At 65.5% G+C, this 20,072-nt stretch carries 19 protein-coding genes; 10 read left to right on the forward strand and 9 right to left on the reverse strand.

The features are described from left to right. Nucleotides 1-68 precede the first annotated feature (68 nt). The 5 genes from QJT82_RS28505 to QJT82_RS28525 all read left to right on the forward strand — a co-directional run bounded on the left by QJT82_RS28505 (nucleotide 69) and on the right by QJT82_RS28525 (nucleotide 4,409). Nucleotides 69-1,805 (forward strand): adenylate/guanylate cyclase domain-containing protein, encoded by a 1,737-nt coding sequence (locus QJT82_RS28505; RefSeq protein ID WP_028342504.1) that lies wholly within the window; start codon nucleotides 69-71, stop codon nucleotides 1,803-1,805. 161 nt (nucleotides 1,806-1,966) lie between these two features. Beyond that, a complete protein-coding gene (locus tag QJT82_RS28510) occupies nucleotides 1,967-2,194 on the forward strand; it encodes a hypothetical protein (protein WP_028342505.1) in 228 nt (75 codons plus the stop codon). A gap of 208 nt (nucleotides 2,195-2,402) precedes the next feature. Beyond that, nucleotides 2,403-3,602: a molybdopterin-dependent oxidoreductase gene (locus QJT82_RS28515; RefSeq protein WP_028342506.1), complete on the forward strand. Its 1,200-nt coding sequence runs from the start codon at nucleotides 2,403-2,405 to the stop codon at nucleotides 3,600-3,602. An 11-nt stretch (nucleotides 3,603-3,613) separates the two neighbouring features. Further along, nucleotides 3,614-3,925 (forward strand): cytochrome c, encoded by a 312-nt coding sequence (locus QJT82_RS28520; RefSeq protein WP_028342507.1) that lies wholly within the window; start codon nucleotides 3,614-3,616, stop codon nucleotides 3,923-3,925. Between the two features lie 283 nt (nucleotides 3,926-4,208). Then, complete coding sequence (locus QJT82_RS28525; protein ID WP_016842427.1) at nucleotides 4,209-4,409, forward strand: cold-shock protein; 201 nt, start codon at nucleotides 4,209-4,211, stop codon at nucleotides 4,407-4,409. Nucleotides 4,410-4,612: 203 nt separating this feature from the next. On the opposite strand, the gene QJT82_RS28530 is transcribed toward QJT82_RS28525, so the two are convergent. From QJT82_RS28530 to QJT82_RS28540, 3 genes are all read right to left on the reverse strand, one after another. Next, nucleotides 4,613-6,685 carry a tetratricopeptide repeat protein gene (locus QJT82_RS28530; RefSeq protein ID WP_028342508.1) on the reverse strand — a complete coding sequence of 691 codons (2,073 nt, stop codon included), beginning with the start codon at nucleotides 6,683-6,685 and terminating at the stop codon, nucleotides 4,613-4,615. A 226-nt stretch (nucleotides 6,686-6,911) separates the two neighbouring features. Beyond that, nucleotides 6,912-7,532, reverse strand: a complete 621-nt coding sequence (locus QJT82_RS28535) for a hypothetical protein (protein ID WP_028342509.1) — start codon at nucleotides 7,530-7,532, stop codon at nucleotides 6,912-6,914. Between the two features lie 123 nt (nucleotides 7,533-7,655). Further along, a complete protein-coding gene (locus tag QJT82_RS28540) occupies nucleotides 7,656-8,120 on the reverse strand; it encodes an Lrp/AsnC ligand binding domain-containing protein (protein WP_018273295.1) in 465 nt (154 codons plus the stop codon). A gap of 113 nt (nucleotides 8,121-8,233) precedes the next feature. Between QJT82_RS28540 and putA the strand changes: the two genes are divergently transcribed. Continuing rightward, nucleotides 8,234-11,242: a bifunctional proline dehydrogenase/L-glutamate gamma-semialdehyde dehydrogenase PutA gene (gene putA, locus QJT82_RS28545; RefSeq protein ID WP_028342510.1), complete on the forward strand. Its 3,009-nt coding sequence runs from the start codon at nucleotides 8,234-8,236 to the stop codon at nucleotides 11,240-11,242. A 249-nt stretch (nucleotides 11,243-11,491) separates the two neighbouring features. Next, on the forward strand, nucleotides 11,492-12,697 hold the full coding sequence (locus tag QJT82_RS28550; protein ID WP_028342511.1) for a CoA transferase: 1,206 nt from the start codon (nucleotides 11,492-11,494) through the stop codon (nucleotides 12,695-12,697). Between the two features lie 26 nt (nucleotides 12,698-12,723). Here QJT82_RS28550 and QJT82_RS28555 read toward each other — a convergent pair whose 3' ends face one another. The 3 genes from QJT82_RS28555 to QJT82_RS28565 form a co-directional block, all read right to left on the reverse strand. After that, nucleotides 12,724-12,888, reverse strand: a complete 165-nt coding sequence (locus QJT82_RS28555) for a hypothetical protein (protein ID WP_196238199.1) — start codon at nucleotides 12,886-12,888, stop codon at nucleotides 12,724-12,726. 99 nt (nucleotides 12,889-12,987) lie between these two features. Next, nucleotides 12,988-14,535, reverse strand: coding sequence for a hypothetical protein (locus QJT82_RS28560; protein WP_028342512.1), 1,548 nt, complete (start codon nucleotides 14,533-14,535; stop codon nucleotides 12,988-12,990). Nucleotides 14,536-14,625: 90 nt separating this feature from the next. After that, nucleotides 14,626-15,696, reverse strand: a complete 1,071-nt coding sequence (locus QJT82_RS28565; RefSeq protein WP_028342513.1) for a hypothetical protein — start codon at nucleotides 15,694-15,696, stop codon at nucleotides 14,626-14,628. Nucleotides 15,697-15,900: 204 nt separating this feature from the next. On the opposite strand from QJT82_RS28565, the gene QJT82_RS28570 reads away from it, so the two are divergent. The 3 genes from QJT82_RS28570 (at nucleotide 15,901) to QJT82_RS28580 (ending at nucleotide 17,837) form a co-directional block, all read left to right on the forward strand. Next, on the forward strand, nucleotides 15,901-16,275 hold the full coding sequence (locus QJT82_RS28570; protein ID WP_018273297.1) for a cyclic nucleotide-binding domain-containing protein: 375 nt from the start codon (nucleotides 15,901-15,903) through the stop codon (nucleotides 16,273-16,275). Next, nucleotides 16,272-17,081 (forward strand): MBL fold metallo-hydrolase, encoded by an 810-nt coding sequence (locus tag QJT82_RS28575; RefSeq protein ID WP_028342514.1) that lies wholly within the window; start codon nucleotides 16,272-16,274, stop codon nucleotides 17,079-17,081. The genes QJT82_RS28570 and QJT82_RS28575 overlap by 4 nt, the downstream gene beginning before the upstream one ends. Before the next feature lie 141 nt (nucleotides 17,082-17,222). Next, a complete protein-coding gene (locus QJT82_RS28580) occupies nucleotides 17,223-17,837 on the forward strand; it encodes a glutathione S-transferase family protein (RefSeq protein ID WP_028342515.1) in 615 nt (204 codons plus the stop codon). A gap of 131 nt (nucleotides 17,838-17,968) precedes the next feature. Here QJT82_RS28580 and QJT82_RS28585 read toward each other — a convergent pair whose 3' ends face one another. The 3 genes from QJT82_RS28585 to QJT82_RS28595 are packed head-to-tail and all read right to left on the reverse strand — an operon-like array spanning nucleotide 17,969 to nucleotide 20,001. Next, nucleotides 17,969-18,463, reverse strand: coding sequence for a TPM domain-containing protein (locus tag QJT82_RS28585; RefSeq protein WP_028342516.1), 495 nt, complete (start codon nucleotides 18,461-18,463; stop codon nucleotides 17,969-17,971). 2 nt (nucleotides 18,464-18,465) lie between these two features. Further along, nucleotides 18,466-19,362, reverse strand: a complete 897-nt coding sequence (locus QJT82_RS28590; RefSeq protein WP_028342517.1) for a YgcG family protein — start codon at nucleotides 19,360-19,362, stop codon at nucleotides 18,466-18,468. A gap of 21 nt (nucleotides 19,363-19,383) precedes the next feature. Beyond that, entirely contained in the window at nucleotides 19,384-20,001 is a 618-nt protein-coding gene (locus tag QJT82_RS28595) for a LemA family protein (protein ID WP_028342518.1), read from the reverse strand. Nucleotides 20,002-20,072 lie beyond the last annotated feature (71 nt).

The raw sequence follows: 20,072 nt of genomic DNA on the forward strand, positions 1-20,072 counted from the left end.
GACTGGTCCGGACCCGCGACGGTGTTCAGCGCGGGAATTAACCACTAGACTTGCCGATCATGAATCACATGGCCTCCCCCTCGCGCGAGCATTTGCAGGACATGGCCCGCGGTATCGGCCTGCGGCAGGTCCGCATCGTCACGGGGGCGATCATGTTCGCCTACCTGACCAGCCATTTCCTCAACCACGCGCTCGGCAATATCTCGACGCAGGCGCTGGCGATCGGGGTCTACTACCACACCGAATTCTGGCAGTTCCTGCCGGTCGCGATCGTGTTCTACAGTGCCTGTCTGGTGCATACCGGGCTCGGCATCTGGGCGCTCTATCAGCGCCGCGAGTTCCACTGGAAGGCGATCGAGCCGCTGCAACTGACGCTCGGCCTCAGCATCCCGATGCTGATCGTCGCGCACGTCGTCGGCGTACGGCTCGGCCAGACCCTGTACGGACAAGAGAAGCTCTACCCCCAGGAGCTGTACACCTTCTTCATCGCCTCGCCGAACCGGCTGTGGCAGATGCTGGCGGTGCTGGTGATCGCCTGGGTGCATGGCTGCATCGGCCTGTATTTCTGGCTGCGGCTGCGTCCGTTCTTCAAGCGCGCCGCGCCGTTCCTGCTCGCCGGAGCGGTGCTGATCCCGACCCTGGCGATGCTCGGCATCTACCAGGGCGGCCGCGCCACGATCATCGACTATCAAGACCCCGACTGGCGGCGCGAGGAGCTGTCGGTGCAGAAGCTCGGCACCGCGGCGCAGGGGACCACGCTCGAGAAGATCACCGACGGCCTGACCATCGGCTATCTCGGCCTGCTCGGCCTCGTGCTGCTGGCGCGCGGCGTGCGCGCCCTGCTGGAGCGCCGCGGCGGCATGATCGCGCTATCCTATGGCAACGGCCGCACGCTGCGGGTACCGAAGGGACTGAGCGTGCTGGAAGCAAGCCTGCGCTACAACGTGCCCCATGCGAGCGTCTGCGGCGGCCGCGCGCGCTGCTCGACCTGCCGCATCCGCATCATCGGCGATCACGCCGGATTGCCCGAGCCCTCGCCGCGCGAAGCCTTCGTGCTGCACCGGGTCGGCAATGACGATCCGTCGATCCGGTTGGCCTGCCAGTTGCGGCCGACCGCCGACCTGAATTTCTTCCAGCTGTTCCTGCCGAGCACGACGTCGGCCAACGCGCACGCCACCAATCCGGCACGGGTCGGCCAGGAGCGCTATCTGGTCAGCATGTTCGTCGACATGCGCGGCTCGACGCAGCTTGCCGAAAAGCGGCTGCCGTTCGACACCGTGTTCATCGTCAACCGCTTCCTCGGCGCGGTGTCGCAGGCGGTGCTGGAAGCCGGCGGGCGGCCCAACCAGTTCATCGGCGACGGCATGCTGGCGCTGTTCGGGCTTGCCACCGACCGGCAGGTGGCCTGCCGCCAGGCGTTGCGTGCGGCGGCGCTGATCGCAACCCATATCGACGAGCTGAACCAGTTCCTGGGCCACGATCTGCGGGAGCCGATCCGCTTTGGCATCGGCATCCATGGCGGCGAGGTGATCGTCGGCGATATCGGCTATCGCGACCACATGGTGTTCACCGCGCTCGGCGATGCCGTCAACGTCGCGGCACGGCTGCAGGACATGACCAAGGCGTTGGCCTGCGAGGCGATCATCTCGGACGAGGTGCGCGTCACCGCCGGGCTGGCCGACGATGCCCTGCCGGCGCAGGAGGTCGCGATCCGCGGCCGCAACGAGCCGATGACCGTGCGCACGGTCGAAAAGACGCAGCTCCTGTCAACGCTGGTCGACGACCGGCGTGCCGTCGCGGCCTGACCGGTTCATCTCCCTCTTTCCGAATGTGACCTGCCGCACATCCGACGGTGCGTTCAGCAGAGATGCTCGAACGTGCCCGGTGCCGGATGCGACTGACTGGCGATGGGTAACACTGCAACCGCGCCGCGACAGAGCTCAACGCGCATCCGAAGGAGAAGACCATGTTTCGCAAAGTCACACTCGCTCTCGCCACTGCCGCAACCCTCGGTGCCGCGGCGCTGGCGCCGACCGCAGCTTCCGCCAAGCCGTTCTTCTGGCATCCGCATCACCATCACTTCTGGGGTGGCCCGGGCATTGCCGTCGGCTTCGTCGACTCCGGCTGCTACGCCACCCGCCTGGTGCTGACGCCCTACGGCTATCGCTATCGCACCGTGAACGTCTGCTACTGATCGAACCTTCTACCTGGATGGAAACGCCCCGGTCGTCCACGCGACCGGGGCTTTTCGTTGTTGCGACGCAACGTTGCGAAAGCTCAATTGACTCGCGGTTGTCAGGTGCGACATTTGGGCTGCGTGCATTCCATGATGCGAACGCGCGCAAGGTAATCTGGGGCTGGTGATGACCGGCTCACGACAGAACAGCTTCGGAGGAAGCGGAATGCTCGATCGACGAGACTTGATGAAGCGCGCCGGATTGGCCGCTTTGGTGACGGGGCTGGGATCAAGGGGCGCATTCGCCCTCGACACCGTGACGCTGCCCTTTGGCAATGGCGAGCGGCCGCTGGTGCGCTACCCGCAGAAGCGCCCGATGATCGGCCTGACCGCCCGCCCGCCGCAGCTGGAAACGCCGTTTGCGGTCTTCAACGACGGCCCGCTCACGCCGAACAATGCGTTCTTCGTCCGCTATCACCTCGCCGACCTCCCCTACAATCTCGATCCGGACAAGTTCACGCTGGAGATCAAGGGCAAGGTCGATAAGCCGCTGAAGCTGTCGCTGAAGGACATCAGGAAGCTGAAGGCGACCGATATCGTTGCAGTCAACCAGTGCTCCGGCAACAGCCGCGGCTTCTTCAGTCCGCGCGTCGCCGGCGGCCAGCTCGGCAACGGCGCGATGGGGTGCGCGCGCTGGCACGGCGTGCCGCTGAAGACCGTGCTCGACATGGCCGGCGTGCAGGCCAGAGCCAAGCAGGTCACCTTCAACGGCATGGACGGTCCGGTCAGCGACAAGACGCCGGATTTCGTCAAGGCGCTCGACATCGACCACGCACGCGACGGCGAGGTGATGCTGGCCTGGGGCATGAACGGCGAGGACCTGCCGTTCCTCAACGGCTTCCCGCTCCGCCTCGTGGTGCCCGGCTATTACGGCACCTATTGGGTGAAGCACCTCAACGAGATCACCGTGATCGACAACGTGTTCGAGGGCTTCTGGATGAAGTCCGCCTACCGGATACCGGATACGCCGAACAATGCGGTCGAGCCCGGGACCGCACCGAAGGCGACGATCCCGATCAATCGCTTCACGGTGCGCTCGTTCATCACCAGCGTTGCCGACGGCGCCAAGCTGAAGGCCGGCCGCACCATGCTGCGCGGCATCGCCTTCGACGGCGGCAAGGGCATCAAGGAGGTGATGGTCTCGACCGACGGCGGCAAGAGCTGGACGCCGGCCAAGCTCGGCAAGGACCTCGGCAAATACGCCTTCCGCGAATGGAAGCTGCCGGTGAAGCTCGCGGCCGGTCCCGCAGAGCTGAAGGTGCGCGCCACCAACAATGCCGGCGATACCCAGCCGATGGATCCGTTGTGGAATCCGGCCGGCTATCTGCGCAACGTCGTCGAAACCGTGCGCGTCACCGCGGCGTGAGGAGAAGCATCATGACCAGCAAGCTGCTTCCATCCCTCGCCGCGATCGCCATGTTGTCGATCGGCGCCGCCGTCGCCGCGCCCGTGAACTACACGGTCCCCGAGGAGACCGCGGCCTTCAAGCCGGGCCCCAACCTCGATGTGGTGCAAAACAACTGCACCGCCTGCCACTCGGCCGACTACGTCAAGACCCAGCCGCAGGGCGAGAAGTTCAAGAAGGACTTTTGGCAGGCCGAGGTGACCAAGATGATCAAGGTCTACGGTGCGCCGATCGACGAAGCCGACGTCGGCAAGATCGTCGAATACCTCTCCGCGACCTATTGAGAGACGGCCGGTTGATCCCCGCGCGCCGGCCGAAAAGGCAGCGCGCGGGACCATCGATCCAATTCGGTACACTGGAACCGATCCGTTTTTGCAGCGCATCAATTGACCACGAAACGGGCAATCTGGCGTCAAACCCCCGCAAAGCGGGTTGTTTCCGGTCAAAAACACACCGTCGTTTGATCTACCCAGCTTTTTTCAAACTGCTATCCTGTCGTTGCGGACAAGCCGGTTTGTGCGGGGGCCGGCTGGTCTGTTTTCGATTGATTCCGCGGAGACGACTGGAATGCCCAAAGGTACAGTGAAGTGGTTCAACCCGACGAAGGGCTATGGATTCATCCAGCCCGCAACGGGCGGCAAGGACATTTTCGTGCATATTTCAGCAGTTCAGAAGGCTGGCCTTCAGACCCTGAACGAAGGCCAATCCGTCGAGTACGAAGAGATCGCAAATCGCGGCAAGACGTCAGCCGAGAATCTCAAGGTCTAGCGTATTAGCGCCAGATCCGGCGGCGCACTCTCGGATACCGTCCGGGAGTGGGGGCCGACCCAACATCAGACAACGTGACGTTCGGCGGGGCGGGCACGATGCCCGCGCGCCACGGCGTTGAGCTTTTTTTCGGCCGCCATCGCCAGCGCGCGCCGACGTTCATCCTTTGCTCCAGCAAAGCGCACCGCCGCCGAGTTGCCGCGTCACAGGCAGGTGCCGCTCTGACCGTTGCCGCACGGCACCCGCTTCGACAGCTCCTGAACCTTGCGCTTCGACTCGGCCTGCGCCAGCACGTCGAACACGCTTGACGGCGTGAGCTGCGTTGCCTTGCGGAAGTCCTCGGTCGCCTTGTCGGCATGGTTGAGCGCCTCATGCGCCTTGGCGCGGGCGAACAGGCCCTCAACTGTCTCCTTCTGCGCAATCGCCCGGTCGAGATCCTCGACCGCCTTGTCGTAGTTGCGCAGCGCCGACCAGGTGATGCCGCGCAATGTCAGCGCCGGCTGATAATCGGGCCGCGCGGAGAGGATGAAGTTGAGATCCTTCATCGCGTTATCCGGCTTCTTCAGCCCGAGATAGGCCCGGGCGCGCAGCACATGCGGGAAGGCATCGTTGGGCGCCCGCGTGATGATCTGGTCGAAGGCGGCGATGGCACGGTCGTACTGGGACGAGGTCAGCATCGCGAGCCCGCGGCCGAGCTGGGCCGTCGGATTGTTCGGGCTTCGCTCCAGCACAGCGTCGATATCGACCAGCCCCTCATCGGCACGGCCCTTGAGCATCAGTGCGAGGCCGCGCCACGATTTGGCGACCAGATTGGTCGGCACCAGCGCCAGGGCCTGATCGAAATCCAGCAGCGCCTTGTCAAGCTGGTTGAGGCCGATATGGGCGAGCCCGCGCTCGGTGAAGGCGAGCGTCTCCTTGGTATTCAGCGAGATCGAATGATCGTAGTCGGCAAGCGCGTCCTGCACCTTGCCGGTGCCGGCCTTGACGAGGCCGCGCGCCAAATAGGCCAACGAATTGTTCTGATCGAGCGTGATGGCACGGCCGGCATCAGCCTTGGCCTCATCGAACTGCCGCATGCCGGCGGCATTGAGCGCGCGGGACGCCAGCAGCTGCGGATCGTCCGGCTTGAGCTTGAGCAGGGCATTGAGATCGTTGCGCGCGTCCGCCAACCGGCCGAGCCTTGAATAGGCCAGTGCACGCAGGCGCAGCGCAGCCTCGTTGCGCGGGTCGCCGCCCAGTACCTGGGTGAGATTGGCAACGGCGCCCGCATTGTTGCCCTGTGCGACGAACTGCTTGGCCTGCTCGACCTGCTGGTTACCCGCCGCCGGCGCGGCTGGCCGCGCCGCCGTTGCACCTGGCGGCGGTGCGGCCTGTGGCGGCGCGGCGTCGCCTGCTGCCTTGGCGAGTTCGGCCTGCATCGCGACCGCCTGCTGGCGCTGCTGCTGGATCTCCTTGTTGTCGGGAAGAACCGTCAACAGCCGGTCGAAGTCGGCAATGGCGCGGGCATAGTCGCCCTTGGCGCTGTAGAGCTGGGCTCGGGCGAAATAGGCCTTGCGCTCGGCCTGCGGCGCCTGCGCGATGGCGCGCGAGAAATCCTCGATCGCGCGATCCATGTCGCCCTTGCGGCGATAGGCCTGACCGCGCCAGTAGAACGCATTCGGCGTGCCGGCGTTGACGGCAATCGCGGTGTTGGCGTCGGCCAGCGCCGCATCGGGCTGTCCGGATTCGACATAGGCCCGCGCGCGCCCGACATGGGCGGCGGGGAGATCCTGCCGCAACGTGATCGCCTGGCCGTAATCCGAGATCGCATCGCTCCAGGCGTGCTGGTCGGCGCGCAGATTGCCGCGCGCCAGGAAGCCAAACGGGTTCTTCGGCTCGAGCTCGATCGCGCGATCGAAATCGGCGCGGGCCTGATCCGGGCTCCCCTTGCGTTGCTGGACATAGCCGCGCGCGATCAGCGCCGGCACGAACTGTCCATTCAGCTGCACCGCCGCATCGGCATCGCTGAGCGCCTGATCGATCTTGCCGCGCGCGATGTTAAATCGCGAGCGGCCGGTGAAGGCCTTGGTGCGATCCTCGGTGGAGCGTGCGGTATCGTTGATGATGCCCGAGCACGCCGCCTCGACCTTGTCCGTCGGCGGCCCGCTGCAATCCTCGACATCACCCGCGCGCGCGGGGCCGGCGAGCACAGGCCCAAGCAGCAACGCCAGCGCCAGCAGCTGTAGGAAACGAACGCCGCCGGCGGCGGCATCAATGCAGATCGAGCGTGAACGCATGTGGTAGCCTCGGGTTGACCGAATGCTGCCGGTGTTAACGCGTCACTTGGTTCTTATGGTGATCGGCGCTGAACGTATTTTTTGGAACCATATCGTTCGAAGATTACTGTTCGAAGCTTAGTGTTCGAACCTTGGCGTTCGGTTCCGGCGTCAGGCGGAACGCTATACCCCTGCGATCAATGAGGATGGGAACAGCGCGGAACGCGCAGCTGCACTGCTCAGTCGTTCAATCTTCCGTCACCCATTTGGCGACGGTCATGACGTCAGGCGGTTGCAGATAGCCGCGGGGCCAGAGATCGACGGCCCATTCCACCTTGGTCGCGCGCTCGACGAGAACGGCGGTGTTGTGCGGCGTTTGCGCCAACGAAAATCCGCGGTAGTGGGGATCCCCGACGTCATGAAACCTGAACAGGTTCCACGCCTGCATCACCAGCATCAGGCTGGTCGTGTTCCGCGTCGTGTCCCAGCAATCATAATTGTGTTTGTCGTCGTTGGCGCGGAAGTCCGCTTTCGCCACGCGCTTGTCGGTGCCGAGGATCGGCCCCATGCGGCGGTCGAACCAGATCACGGCCTTTTGCACGGCCGCGCGTTCGGCGGCGGCATTGGCGCGGCCCGCGGCCATGATCTTGGTCAGGGCCGCCCGGTCGGCCGCGCTGAAGTCAAGCATCTCGCGACGCCGGCAGACGAAGCCGTAACAGACCGTCATCCCCGTCGCCGACGGCGGATAGATCGAGACCGAGGAATAGAGCTGCATGACGCCGGAGCTGAGCTCGGCTGCGCGGGCCGGCGCCACCGACGGCAACGACAGCATGAGCACAGCAAGCGCGCCGGCAAATCCGGCCCGCATCGCTCGTATCGGCTGATCGGCGTCTTTCATGATCCACTGCCCCAACTCAACCAAAGGATTATCGCGGGCGCGTCGCGATGCCAAGACATCCGGCGCATGGCTGTGGATCGCATCGGGTGCATGTCAGCCGACCGGCAGCGGCGCGTCGCGCTTGACTTCCTCCATCACCGCGTAGGTTCGCGTCTCCCGTACGCCCGGCAGCGCCAGCAGGGTCTCGCCAAGAAACCTGCGATAGGCGGTCATGTTGGCGACCCGCGCCTTGACCAGATAGTCGAAGCCGCCGGCCACCATGTGACACTCGAGCACTTCCGGCGCGGTCTGGACCGCCCTGGCGAACTTCTCGAATACATCCGGCGTGGTCTTGTCGAGCAGCACCTCGACGAACACCAGCAGGCCAAGCCCGAGCCGGTGCGGATTGAGCCGCGCGCCATAGCCCTCGACGAAGCCGTCGCGCTGCAGCCGCTTCAGCCGTTCGCCGACCGAAGTCGGCGACAGGCCGATCCTTTCCGCCAGTTCCACATTGGCAATCCGGCCATCCCCTTGCAGGATCGAGAGGATTTTGCGGTCAGTCTTGTCGATCTCTGTCATATCTACGGTAATTCTCGAATTGATCCTGATTTTCTAAGGCAAATCTGCTAATTTGTCTATCGAACTACGGTTCGCTAGCGCGTACGTGTTCCCACACAATCTCAGGAACCGCCATGCCAGACCCGTCGCCGCTCCCGCCCCCGTTCAACGCGCCCTACGCGCCCGACGACGCCGCCGTCGCCGCCCGCCTGCGTCAGGACGCGAAGCTTGGCGCGGAGGTGGAGGCACGGATCGACCGCACCGCAACCCGCCTGATCGAGGCGATCCGGGCCAATGACGATCCGCTCGGCGGGGTCGAGGACATGCTGCGGGAGTTCGCGCTGTCGACCAAGGAAGGGCTGGCGCTGATGGTGCTGGCGGAGGCGCTGCTGCGGGTCCCGGACGCGCGCACCGCCGACCAGTTCATCGAGGACAAGCTCGGCCAGGGCGACTTCGTCAACCACGAGACCAGATCGAGCGCGTTCCTGGTCAACGCCTCGGCCTGGGCGCTCGGCATGTCGGCCCGCGTGATCCAGCCCGGCGAGACGCCGCAGGGCACGATCGGGCGGCTGACGAAGCGGCTCGGTGCGCCGGCGGTGCGCGCCGCGACGCGGCAGGCGATGCGGCTGATGGGCAGCCATTTCGTGCTCGGCGAGACCATCGAGGCGGCGCTGTCGCGCGCGCAATCGCATACGGCGCGCGGCTCGCGCTATTCGTTCGACATGCTCGGCGAGGGTGCGCGCACCGCCGACGATGCCCAGCGCTATTTCGAATCCTACGCCCGCGCGATCGAGGCGATCGGCAAGGCGGCCGGCGATCAGCCCCTGCCCGACCGGCCCGGCATCTCGGTGAAACTCTCCGCGCTGCACCCGCGCTTCGAGGCGGTGAGCCACGCGCGAGTGATGACCGAGCTGGTGCCGCAGCTGATCGATCTCGCGCGCCGCGCCAAGGCGTTCGAGCTCAACTTCACCGTTGATGCCGAGGAGGCCGACCGGCTGGAGCTGTCGCTCGACGTCATCGCCGCCGCGTTCGCCGCCCCCTCGCTCGCCGGCTGGAGCGGCTTTGGCCTCGCAATCCAGGCCTATCAGAAGCGCGCCGCCGACGTCATCGACTATGTCGATGCGCTGACGCGTGCGCTGGACCGCAGGATGATGGTGCGCCTGGTCAAGGGCGCCTATTGGGACACCGAGATCAAGCGCGCGCAGGAGCGTGGGCTCGACGGCTATCCGGTGTTCACCCGCAAGGCGATGACCGACCTGAACTACGTCGCCTGCGCGCGAAAGCTGCTGGCGCTACGGCCGCGGCTGTTTCCGCAATTCGCCACCCACAACGCGCTGACGGTCGCGACCATCCTCGAACTCGCCGACGATCCCTCAAGCTTCGAATTCCAGCGGCTGCACGGCATGGGCGAAGCGCTCTACGCCCAGCTCGGCGAGGACAGGCCCGAGATCGCCCACCGGACCTATGCGCCGGTCGGCAGCCACCGCGACCTGCTCGCCTATCTGGTGCGGCGGCTGCTCGAGAACGGCGCCAACTCGTCCTTCGTGGCGCTGGCCGCCGACAATCGTGTGTCCATTGTGGACCTGCTGCGCCGCCCGGCCGAGATCATCGGCGCCGACGACAAGGCGTCGCACTCCGCGATTCCGTTGCCGGCCGAGCTTTATCGGCCGCAGCGCGAGAATTCGCACGGCATCGAGTTCGGCGAGCGCAAGGCGCTGGGCGCGCTGACGTCGGCGATCGCGGCCGAGCACAAGGTCTCGCCTTCCATCACCCCATCAACAACCGAGCAGGCGAATGCCGTCGTTGTCGCGGCGCGCCGGGGCTTCAGGGCCTGGAACGCCACACCGGCCACAAAACGCGCGGCGATCCTGGACAAGGCCGCGGGCCTGCTCGAGCAGCGCCGCGCCCATTTCCTCGCTTTGCTGCAAAGCGAGGGCGGCAAGACCCTCGACGATGCGCTCTCCGAGGTGCGCGAGGCGATCGACTTCTGCCGCTACTATGCCGCGCTGGGGCAAAAGCTGTTCGGTGAAGGCGAGACGATGCCGGGTCCGACCGGCGAAAGCAACGTGCTGGAGCTGCACGGCCGTGGTGCGTTCGTTGCGATCTCGCCGTGGAATTTCCCGCTTGCGATCTTCCTTGGCCAGGTGACGGCGGCATTGATGGCCGGCAATGCGGTGATCGCAAAGCCGGCCGAGCAGACGCCGCGCATCGCAGCCGAAGCCATCGCGCTGCTGCATCAGGCCGGGGTGCCGCCATCGGCGCTGCACCTGGTCCAGGGCGACGGCGCGGTCGGCGCCGCGCTGGTGGCGAATTCCGCCATTGCCGGGGTCGTCTTCACCGGCTCGACGGAGGTCGCGCGGTCGATCAACCGCACGCTCGCCGCCAAGGACGGCCCGATCGTGCCGCTGATCGCGGAAACCGGCGGCATCAACGCCATGATCGTCGACGCCACCGCGCTGCCCGAGCAGGTCGCCGACGACGTCGTGACTTCGGCGTTCCGCTCCGCCGGTCAGCGCTGCTCGGCGCTGCGGCTGTTGTTCGTGCAGGACGACGTCGCCGACCGCATGATCGAGATGATCGCGGGCGCCGCGCGCGAATTGAAGATCGGCGATCCCTCGGAACCGTCGACGCATATCGGACCGGTGATCGATGCCGAGGCCAAGCAGCGGCTCGATGCCCATATCGCGCGGATGAAGCAGGAGGCGCGGGTGCATCTCGCCGGCGAGGCGCCGTCAGGCAATTTCGTCGCGCCGCACATCTTCGAGCTGTCGGCGGCCGGTCAACTGAAGGAAGAGGTGTTCGGCCCGATCCTGCACGTGGTGCGCTACCGCGCCGACAAGCTCGGCGAGGTGCTGAGCGCGATCGAGGCGACCGGGTTCGGGCTGACGCTCGGCATCCATTCCCGCATCGACGACACGATCGAGCACGTGATCGACCGCCTCCAGGTCGGCAACATCTATGTCAACCGCAACATGATCGGCGCCGTGGTCGGCGTGCAGCCGTTCGGCGGCAGCGGCCTCTCCGGCACCGGCCCCAAGGCCGGCGGCCCGCATTACCTCGCGCGCTTCGCCACCGAGCAGACGATCACCATCAACACCGCCGCCGCGGGCGGCAATGCGGCGCTGATGGCGGGGGTGGAGTAGTAGACACCGTCATTGCGAGCCAACGGGTCGCGCGAACGCGCGCCCGATGACAGGCTCCGCGAAGCAATCCATACCTCCGCAAGCCGAAACATGGATTGCTTCGTCGCTTCGCTCCTCGCAATGACGGCCTAACAAGCCGTTGCATCGTGCCCCCCAGATGGGTCAAATGGCGGTCCGATCGGGATCATCGCTTGCGATTATTCCAGCTACCGGAAAAACACCAACAAGCGCCACGGGAGCGACGGCACGATGGAAAAAGGCATTTTTGACGGGCTCAAGGTCCTGGACTGCGCGAGCTTCATCGCCGCGCCCGCGGCCGCCACCGTGCTGTCCGACTTCGGCGCCGACGTCATCAAGATCGAGCCGCCCGGCGCCGGCGACCCCTATCGCAATCTGCCCAATCTGCCCGGCTATCCATCGAGCGAGCACAATTTCGCGTGGATGCTGGAGGCCCGCAACAAGAAGAGCCTCGCGCTCGACCTCACCAAGCCCGACGCGCAGCAGGTGCTGTACAAGCTCGTCGCCGAGGCCGACGTCTTCATCACCAACATGCCGCCGCAGGTGCGCCAGAAGCTCGGCATCACCTACGACCATCTCGCCCATCTCAACGACCGGCTGATCTACGCCTCCTTCACCGGCTATGGCGAGAAGGGCGAAGAGGCCAACAAGCCCGGCTTCGACTCCAACGCCTATTGGGCCCGCTCCGGCCTGATGGATCTGGTGCGCGCCGACGAGGAGACCACGCCGGCCCGTTCCGTCGCCGGCATGGGCGATCACCCTTGCGCGATGGCGTTCTACGGCGCGATCGTCACCGCGCTGTTCCAGCGCGAGAAGACCGGCAAGGGCTCGCATGTCTCGACCAATCTGATGGCCAACGGCGTCTGGGCCAACGGCGTGCTGGCGCAGGCCAAGCTCGCCGGCGCCAAGTTCAAGAAGCGCAAGCCGCGCGAAGAGGCGCTGAACGCGGTCACCAACCACTACAAGTGCAAGGACGGCCGCTGGCTGATCCTGTCGCTGCTCAATGAAGACCGGCAATGGCCGACGCTGGCGCGCTGCATGGGCCGCGAGGACCTCATCGCCGATCCGCGCTTCGCCACCAAGGCGGACCGCCATGCGCGCTCGGTCGAGCTGATCAAGATCTTCGACGAGGTATTCGCTAGCAAAGACCTCGCCGAATGGCGCAAGATCCTCGACGGCAACGGTCTCGTGTTCGGCGTCGTCGGCATCCTCGACGACATCCCGAACGACAAGCAGATGATCGAGAACGAGGTGCTAGTGCGCTTCGAGAACGACACCATGCTGACCGTCAACAGCCCGATCTTCATCGACGGCGCGAGGAAGGTGCAGCCGCGCAAGCCGCCCGAGGTCGGCGAGCATTCCGACGAGATCCTGCGCCAGGCCGGCTACGACGATGCCACGATCCAAAAGCTGCGCGCATCCGGCGCGGTGGCGTAGCGGATCGATCTCCGTAGAGCGTCGCTTCAGCGCTTCATCCAGGCCCAGACGATGGCCACAACGATGATGCCGATGATGACCGCGAGCCCGATCGCCCAGCTGCTGACGCGGACGGCGCTGACCGCCTGACGTTCGGCCTCGTTGGCCGCGATCTCGCGGTCGCGCTGCTTGTCCTGCTCGGGAGCACTCATCGGCCGGTCTCCGCTCAAGGCTGGGCTGTTCGGGGCGTGGTCGCGACGCGGAATGTAGCATCGAATAATGACGCGCAGCCGCTTCGGTTCCGGCCGAAATCACCGGCCCTTCACGAAGCACATCCCGATGCGCGAGGCCTTCCCGGCCACCTGGCAGGCAAGGCCCTCGGCGCAGGTCCAGCCGCGGAAGCTGCGGTCGATCTCGGCGGGCCTCGCGCCCGGCAGATAGCAATGCGCGCCCCAGCCGTCGCTGTATTCGGTGCCGGCAAGCTCGGTGCTGCCGCGCAGTTGCGGCCGGTTGGAGAAGCCGCGCGAAAAGTCCGGCGCCTTGCCGTCGCGGAAGCTTGCGAGGATATCGCGGCGGCGGGGTTGGTCGCCGAAGAAATGCGGCGAGGCCGGCACCACAGTGGAGTTCGACGGCTTTGCCGCCATCCAGTCGACGCCGGGGAAATGGAAGCCGCCGATGCCGCGGGTCTGGTGGCAGCCGGCGCAGGTGACATCGTTGAGGCGCCGTTCGAAGCCGGCCAGCGACTGGATGTTTTGCAGCTTCGTTCCGTCGGCCGCGGCCTTCTGCAGGGCGCCGACGATGTCGCCATCCGAGAACACCGCGTTGCCGGCTGTGCCCTCACCCTGCACCATGCCGAACTCGGGCTCCAGCTCGCTGACATCGAAACCGGTCGGCGTCGGCGCGACCGCTGAGGTCGCGAGGAAGCGATCGGGGACCAGCAAGGTGCCGCGATCGAGCTCGGCAAAATGTTTGGGATCGAGCAGCCACGCCTTGAAGTCGCGCCTCAGTGCCTCGTCCGCCAGAATGCGGTCGCGATCGATCTGGTTCTCCAGCGGCGCCTCGGCAAAGCGCTTTGCCGCGCGGTCATAATCGAACACCTTGAGCAGATAGTCGGTGCGGAAATCGCGCACCGCGGATTTCGGCGCGTGCGCGATCTGCAGATTGGTCTCGATGCGATCGATATTGCGCGCGTCGATCAGGTCGAGCGGACCATCCTTGCCGAACAGTTTCTCCATCGCCGGCGGCGCGCTGCCGATCGCGAGCCAGCGCCGCGCGATTTCGCGGCAGCCGAGCGATGCGTCGTTGCCGTCACCCTTCGCCTTCAGCACGAGGTTCAGCGTCATCGGCAGCCGTTGCGAGACTGCGTTCTCGCCGATCGGCGGCACATCGGTGCGGGTCAGCCGGTAGATCAACCGGATCTCGCCGCAGTCTTTCGGCGCCACATAGGCGCGGTCCATGCGGTTGACGATGCCTGACAGCACGAAGCGGACGTCGGGGGATTCAAGCGGCGCGCGATCGAACAGCTGAAACGCGAAGCCGTCGCCGACACCGATGCTCTCATTCGGCAGGCTTGCCTTATGCTTTGCGACGTAGCGATCGAATTCGCGATCCAGCGCCTCGCGCACCGGAATCATCGCGGCGAGCCCGAACAGATCGCGGTTGGACAGCGGCGTGTCGGCGGAACGCTCCGGCGCGAGCATCCGGCCGAGGTTGAAGCGGCCATGATCGAGCTCGCGCAGGATGGCGGGATCGATGACAGCCGCGCCGCGCTCGAGCACGCGATCCTCGGCAGCCTGTACGGGCGCAACGCCGCAGAGCAGGACGGACATCAGCAGGAGGCATTTCAGCGCACGGCTCATGCCCCACTAACACCGCGCGGCAAACCCTATTCAAGAAAAAAGGCGCTTCACATCGTGGTGAAGCGCCTTGGTGTTGTCGCGTTTCGGCGATCAGCGCGAAACGATCAGGCCCTTGCTGGTGACGACCACCCAGCGGCCATCCTGCTTGCGGATGGCGTCGACACGGCCGAGGCCCGGGACGGGGTCGCCGGCGTAAACCTCGTAGATGCCGCCGCGGCCCTCGATCAACGCGCCGCCATTGCCGACGTCGCGCAGCGACCAGCCGTCGACCACCGGCAGGCGGCCGACCTCGGGCCTGGGCGCGGCCGGGGCCGCCGCGGCAGTCGCCGGGGTGATCGAGCCCGTGACCTCACGGGCGGGCGTCGCCGCGGCGACGGTCGTCTGCGGCGTGGCGCGGAGCTTGTCGACCGCCTCGCTGAGCTTGTTAAGCTTGGCCATCGGCTCGGCCTGGGCCTTCTCGACCTTCTCGATCCGGTCGCTGGCCTTGCTGAACTGGGCCTGGCCGGCCTTGGCGGTCTGCTCGACGCTGGCCTTCAGCGCGGCGATTTCGGATTCGATCCGGGCGAGCGCGGCATCGGCCGCTTCCTTCGCCGCCGCGTCCTTGGCAGCCGTATCCGTCGCGGAGGCGACGGCGGGGGTGGCAAGATGGCCGAGCCCCGCGGTCGCGAGCGCACCGCCAACGGCGCCGGCCACGGTCGCCAGCGCGATCACCGCGGCCATCGCCCCGATCCGGCGCGGGCCGGCCGGCTTGCCTGCCGCCTTGGCCGCCTGCTCGGCGCCCGGCCTGGATGCGGTCGCCTCATGGTCCCAGGTGCGGTCACCCGGCGCCATGATCATCAGCTTGCCCGGAAAATGCGGCTCTTCCCGCTTGCCGGTCTCGACCTTGGGCACGTCCATATTGGTCGGCTCGACCTTGGCCTCGACCTTCGGCTCGATCGTGGACCCGATCTTGGGCTCGATCTTGGGCGGTTCAACCTTCGAGGGTTCAATCTTGGGCGCGTCCATCCGGGGCGCGTCCGCCTTTGGCGACGTCTCTTCCTGCTCGGGCGCAAGCCGGGGAGCTTCGACACCGGTCGCGGCCATCACGGGCTCGCTTTTCGCCGCCGTTTCGGCGCCGGTTTGACCGCTGACCGGCTCGCTCTGCTGCTCACTCACGTTCAAAGTCTCCAGACTAGGTTGACAATTCGGTAACTTTTATTGCTTGCGAAATGGTTACCCCGCTCCGCCATTACCTAAATTTTAGGGAGTTTTCCGGGCCGGATTTGGGCGATGCTGCCCTGCGGCAATCTGCGCCGCTTCCGTTTGCGCGCGGCGCTTTCCCGATTAACATACCGCCATCTTCCAGCCAGAAGGCAGGAGAGCGCCATGACGATCGAGAAATGCATCAAGGAATTTGGTGTCGATGACGTCATCTTTGAGGAAGGCTCGACCGGCCGCGAGTTGTTTGTCGTGCTCGACGGCAAGGTCGACATCGCCAAGATCGATCGCGGAAACAAGACTGTTATCGTCAGCCTCGGCAAGGGCGAGTTCTTCGGCGAGATGGCCGTGATCGACGGCTCGGCGCGCTCGGCGACCGCGATCGCCTCAGCGCCCGCGACGCGGGTGATGCGGATCAACCACGCCCGCTTCGTCTATCTGGTCAGCCAGCAACCGGCGTTTGCGCTGATGGTGATGGATGCGCTCTCGAAGCGCCTGCGCGCATCCAACGCGGTCACTTACCGGACGGCGGCAACCCCATGAGCGACCGCAAGCCAAGCCCGTTCAAGACGCTGTTCGACGCCGAGGTCGCAACGCTGATCCAGGCTGCCGACGACGTCTATCAGATCCGCTTCAAGAACCGTGCGGCGAACGCCTATCTGGTGCGCGGCAGCAAGCGGACGATCATGATCGACGTCGGACTGTCGACCAACTATCCATCGCTCATTGCCTGCCTCAACCATCTCGGGGTGACGCCCGAGATGATCGACATGGTGGTGCTGAGCCATGAGCATCTCGACCACATCGGCGCGGCCTATCATTTCCACGGCAGCGCCTATATCGCCGCGCACCGGCTCGCCGCCAACAAGATCATGCTGCGCGACGATTTCTCGATGCTGCGCAAGATGTTCAACGAGCCGAACGTGCCGATCGATATCGACATCTGGCTCGAGGAAGGTAACCTGATCGACCTCGGCAATTTCCGCCTCAACGTGATGTACACGCCCGGCCACACCTCGGCCTGCATCACGCTGTTCGACCAGGACAAGGGCCTGCTGTTCGCCGCCGACACGCTGATGCCCGGCGGCGTGATGGGCGGCGTGTTCGGCTCCGGCTCGATCGCCGACTACATCCAGTCGCTGGAGCGGCTGAAGGGCCTCAACTCGAAGATCCTGCTGTCGGGTCATGGCCGGCTGTCCGATACGCCGCAGGATGATGTCCGGATCGCGCTGCAGCGCTCGCACGGCCTGCTCGAGGACACCGCGCAACTGTTCGACGCGCTCGACGCGCGCTCGAATTTCGAGCCGATCATGCAGTCGGTGCGCGACCTCAACAAGCTCGACGATTGACGCTTGGTTCTTCCCCGTCGTTGCGAGCCAACGGGTCGCAATGACGTTCGGGCGACCGAGCACCTTCACATTTGACAAATCCACGCCCGGCCTGTTCAACAGCGGCAACAACAACGCTGAAGAAAACAGGGAGCGAGGACCATGAAGCTTTACGACTCGATCGGACCCAATCCGCGCATCGTGCGCATGTTCATGGCGGAGAAGGGCATCGAGATACCCAAGCAGACCGTCGACCTGCGCAAGGGCGAGAACCGCGAGACGGAACACCTGAAGCGTAATCCGCACGGCCAGATGCCGGCGCTCGAGCTGGATTGCGGCAACTACCTCTCGGAAATTACGGCGATCTGCGAATATCTCGAGGAGAAGCACCCCTCGCCCGCGATGATCGGCACCACGCCGGAAGAGCGGGCGGAATGCCGGATGTGGACGCGCCGCGTCGATCTCAACATCGCCGAGCCGCTCGCCAACGGCTACCGCTTCGGCGAAGCGCTGAAATTCTTCGAGAAGCGCATTCCCGTTGCGCCCGAAGCCTCGCCCGGCCTGAAGATGATCGCCGCCAACCGCATCAAATGGCTCGATGACCAGATGGCCGACGGCCGCGACTATATCTGCGGCAAGCGCTTCACGCTCGCCGACATGCTGCTCTATTGCTGGCTCGATTTCGGCAACCAGGTCGGCCAGCCGCTGGACCAGTCGAACGCCAACATCGTCGCCTGGTTCAGCCGCGTCGGCGCGCGGCCATCGGTGAAGGCGTAGACCTCTCTCTACCGTCATTCCGGGGCGCGCGTAGCGCGAACCCGGAATCTCAAGCCAGTACCCCTGGATTCCCCGATGCGCGATTGCGCATCTGAGGTTCGATGCTCTCGCATCGCCCCCGAATGACGAACTCAAATCACCACCGGCTTGTCCGGCAGCTCGTTCGGGCCGGCCGGCGGCGGAAAATACTTCGCCAGCTCGCGCGACACCGCCTCAATCCCCTTGATCACGCCCTGCTCGAACCGGCCGGCCCGGAAGTCCGTTTCCATCGTGCGGCAGATCGCCTCCCAGCCGGCATGGCTGACCTTCGCGTCGATGCCGCGGTCAGCGACGATCTCGACGTCGCGGTCGGCGAGCAACAGATAGATCAGAACGCCATTGTTGTGATCGGTGTCCCAGATCCGCAAATGCGAGAACACGTCGAGCGCGCGCTCCCGCGCAGGCTGATTGCGGAACAGCGGCACGCCGTCGAGCGCGCCCTCGACGACGAAACGGATTTGGCCGGAATGAGTGGCCTCGCCGGCCTTGATCGCCCGCTCGATGGCGTCGAGCACGCGCGGCGGAAAATCACGCCGCACCCGCCAGCGGTGTTCGAGCAGATGCTTGCCAATGCGCTTGATGCCCATGCCTACCAGCTCCCCGAGGCGCCGCCGCCGCCGAAGCTGCCGCCTCCGCCGCTGAAGCCGCCGCTATCGCTCGAGCTCGAGCCGCTGCTCCAGCCCCCGCCGCCGGACCAGCCGCCGGAATAACCGCCGCCGCGCCGGTACGGTCCCGAGCCTGCCGCCGGACCGCCAAAGTTCAATCCGCCGAAGATCAGCGCCGCGATGGCGGCGAACAGGCCGACCACCAGCGCCGTGGCGAGCGAGCCGGCCACCATCCAGGTGAAGACGCCGACGACACCGCCGGTCGCGACCGAGCCCAACAACCGTCCCAGTATCCCACGCAACACGCCGGCCACGATGATGACGATAAAGATCGTCACCGGATTGGCGAAGTCGACCAGGTTCGGCCCTTGCCAATGCTCGGGCTCCGGCGCCGGCAATTGCTCGCCATTGATCAGGCGGATCATCCGGTCGACGCCGGCCGAGATGCCGCCGGCGAAATCGCCGGCCTTGAATTTCGGCGTGATGTCTTCGTCGATGATGCGATGGGTGACGGCATCGCTCAGCACGCCTTCGAGGCCGTAGCCGACCTCGATGCGCAAATGCCGATCGTTCTTGGCGACGACGAGGAGCGCACCGTCGTCGATCTTCTTGCGCCCGATCTTCCAGGCCTCGGCCACGCGGATCGAGAACTGCTCGATGGTTTCTTCGCCCGTAGTGGGCACGATAAGGACTGCGATCTGGCTGCCCTTGCGGGTCTCCAGATCCTTCAGCCGGTCGGTCAGCGATGCGACATCGCCGGCGGACAGCGTCCCGGTCTGGTCGACGACGCGGCCGGTGAGCGGAGGCACCGCGACCTCAGCCCATGCCGGGCACACCAAGCCCAGCAGGAAGGCGAGCAGGATAACGCGTGCGGCGGTCATCGCGATGCGCGCACGCCGGCGTTATTTCGACGGCGCCGGGGCCGGCGACGGATTATTGAAATCGACCTTCGGCGCGGTCGATATTTCCTTTTCATTGTCGACCGTGAAGTTGGGCTTCTCCTTGTAGCCGAACGCCATCGCGGTCAGATTGTTCGGGAAGGTGCGAATGCCGACGTTGTAGTCCTGCACCGCCTTGATGTAGCGATTGCGCGCCACCGTGATGCGGTTCTCGGTGCCCTCGAGCTGCGCCATCAGGTCGCGGAACAGCGCATCCGATTTCAGCTGCGGATAATTTTCAGTGACGACCAAGAGCCGCGACAGCGCGCTGGTCAATTCGCCTTGCGCCTGCGTGAACTTCTGGAACGCAGCCGGATCGTTGAGCACCTCGGGCGTTGCCTGGATGCTGCCGACCTTGGCGCGCGCGTTGGTGACGCCGAGCAGCACGTCCTTCTCCTGCTGCGCAAAGCCCTTCACCGAGTTGACCAGGTTGGGCACGAGATCGGCGCGCCGCTGGTACTGGTTCACCACCTCCGACCAGCCCGACTTGACCTGCTCGTCATTGGTCTGGATCGCGTTGTAGCCGCAGTTGGTCAGGCTCAATGTCGCCAGCGCTGCGAGCACGGTCCAAAGCTTGCGCATGAAGATGGTCCTCCCCGGTGGATTCCGCGTCAGCTTAACAGATTTTCGCCGGATAATCCCGTGCGGCGGAT

The organism is Bradyrhizobium sp. Mp19 (assembly GCF_029952935.1).
Classification (GTDB): domain Bacteria; phylum Pseudomonadota; class Alphaproteobacteria; order Rhizobiales; family Xanthobacteraceae; genus Bradyrhizobium; species Bradyrhizobium elkanii.

What these genes read in the sequence shown, in the direction of transcription:
- QJT82_RS28505 (WP_028342504.1), top strand. Translation starts at nt 69, where the DNA reads ATGGCCTCCCCCTCGCGCGAGCATTTGCAGGACATGGCCCGCGGTATC.
- QJT82_RS28510 (WP_028342505.1), top strand. Translation starts at nt 1,967, where the DNA reads ATGTTTCGCAAAGTCACACTCGCTCTCGCCACTGCCGCAACCCTCGGT.
- QJT82_RS28515 (WP_028342506.1), top strand. Translation starts at nt 2,403, where the DNA reads ATGCTCGATCGACGAGACTTGATGAAGCGCGCCGGATTGGCCGCTTTG.
- QJT82_RS28520 (WP_028342507.1), top strand. Translation starts at nt 3,614, where the DNA reads ATGACCAGCAAGCTGCTTCCATCCCTCGCCGCGATCGCCATGTTGTCG.
- QJT82_RS28525 (WP_016842427.1), top strand. Translation starts at nt 4,209, where the DNA reads ATGCCCAAAGGTACAGTGAAGTGGTTCAACCCGACGAAGGGCTATGGA.
- QJT82_RS28530 (WP_028342508.1), bottom strand. Translation starts at nt 6,685, where the DNA reads ATGCGTTCACGCTCGATCTGCATTGATGCCGCCGCCGGCGGCGTTCGT.
- QJT82_RS28535 (WP_028342509.1), bottom strand. Translation starts at nt 7,532, where the DNA reads ATGCGGGCCGGATTTGCCGGCGCGCTTGCTGTGCTCATGCTGTCGTTG.
- QJT82_RS28540 (WP_018273295.1), bottom strand. Translation starts at nt 8,120, where the DNA reads ATGACAGAGATCGACAAGACTGACCGCAAAATCCTCTCGATCCTGCAA.
- putA (WP_028342510.1), top strand. Translation starts at nt 8,234, where the DNA reads ATGCCAGACCCGTCGCCGCTCCCGCCCCCGTTCAACGCGCCCTACGCG.
- QJT82_RS28550 (WP_028342511.1), top strand. Translation starts at nt 11,492, where the DNA reads ATGGAAAAAGGCATTTTTGACGGGCTCAAGGTCCTGGACTGCGCGAGC.
- QJT82_RS28555 (WP_196238199.1), bottom strand. Translation starts at nt 12,888, where the DNA reads ATGAGTGCTCCCGAGCAGGACAAGCAGCGCGACCGCGAGATCGCGGCC.
- QJT82_RS28560 (WP_028342512.1), bottom strand. Translation starts at nt 14,535, where the DNA reads ATGAGCCGTGCGCTGAAATGCCTCCTGCTGATGTCCGTCCTGCTCTGC.
- QJT82_RS28570 (WP_018273297.1), top strand. Translation starts at nt 15,901, where the DNA reads ATGACGATCGAGAAATGCATCAAGGAATTTGGTGTCGATGACGTCATC.
- QJT82_RS28575 (WP_028342514.1), top strand. Translation starts at nt 16,272, where the DNA reads ATGAGCGACCGCAAGCCAAGCCCGTTCAAGACGCTGTTCGACGCCGAG.
- QJT82_RS28580 (WP_028342515.1), top strand. Translation starts at nt 17,223, where the DNA reads ATGAAGCTTTACGACTCGATCGGACCCAATCCGCGCATCGTGCGCATG.
- QJT82_RS28585 (WP_028342516.1), bottom strand. Translation starts at nt 18,463, where the DNA reads ATGGGCATCAAGCGCATTGGCAAGCATCTGCTCGAACACCGCTGGCGG.
- QJT82_RS28590 (WP_028342517.1), bottom strand. Translation starts at nt 19,362, where the DNA reads ATGACCGCCGCACGCGTTATCCTGCTCGCCTTCCTGCTGGGCTTGGTG.
- QJT82_RS28595 (WP_028342518.1), bottom strand. Translation starts at nt 20,001, where the DNA reads ATGCGCAAGCTTTGGACCGTGCTCGCAGCGCTGGCGACATTGAGCCTG.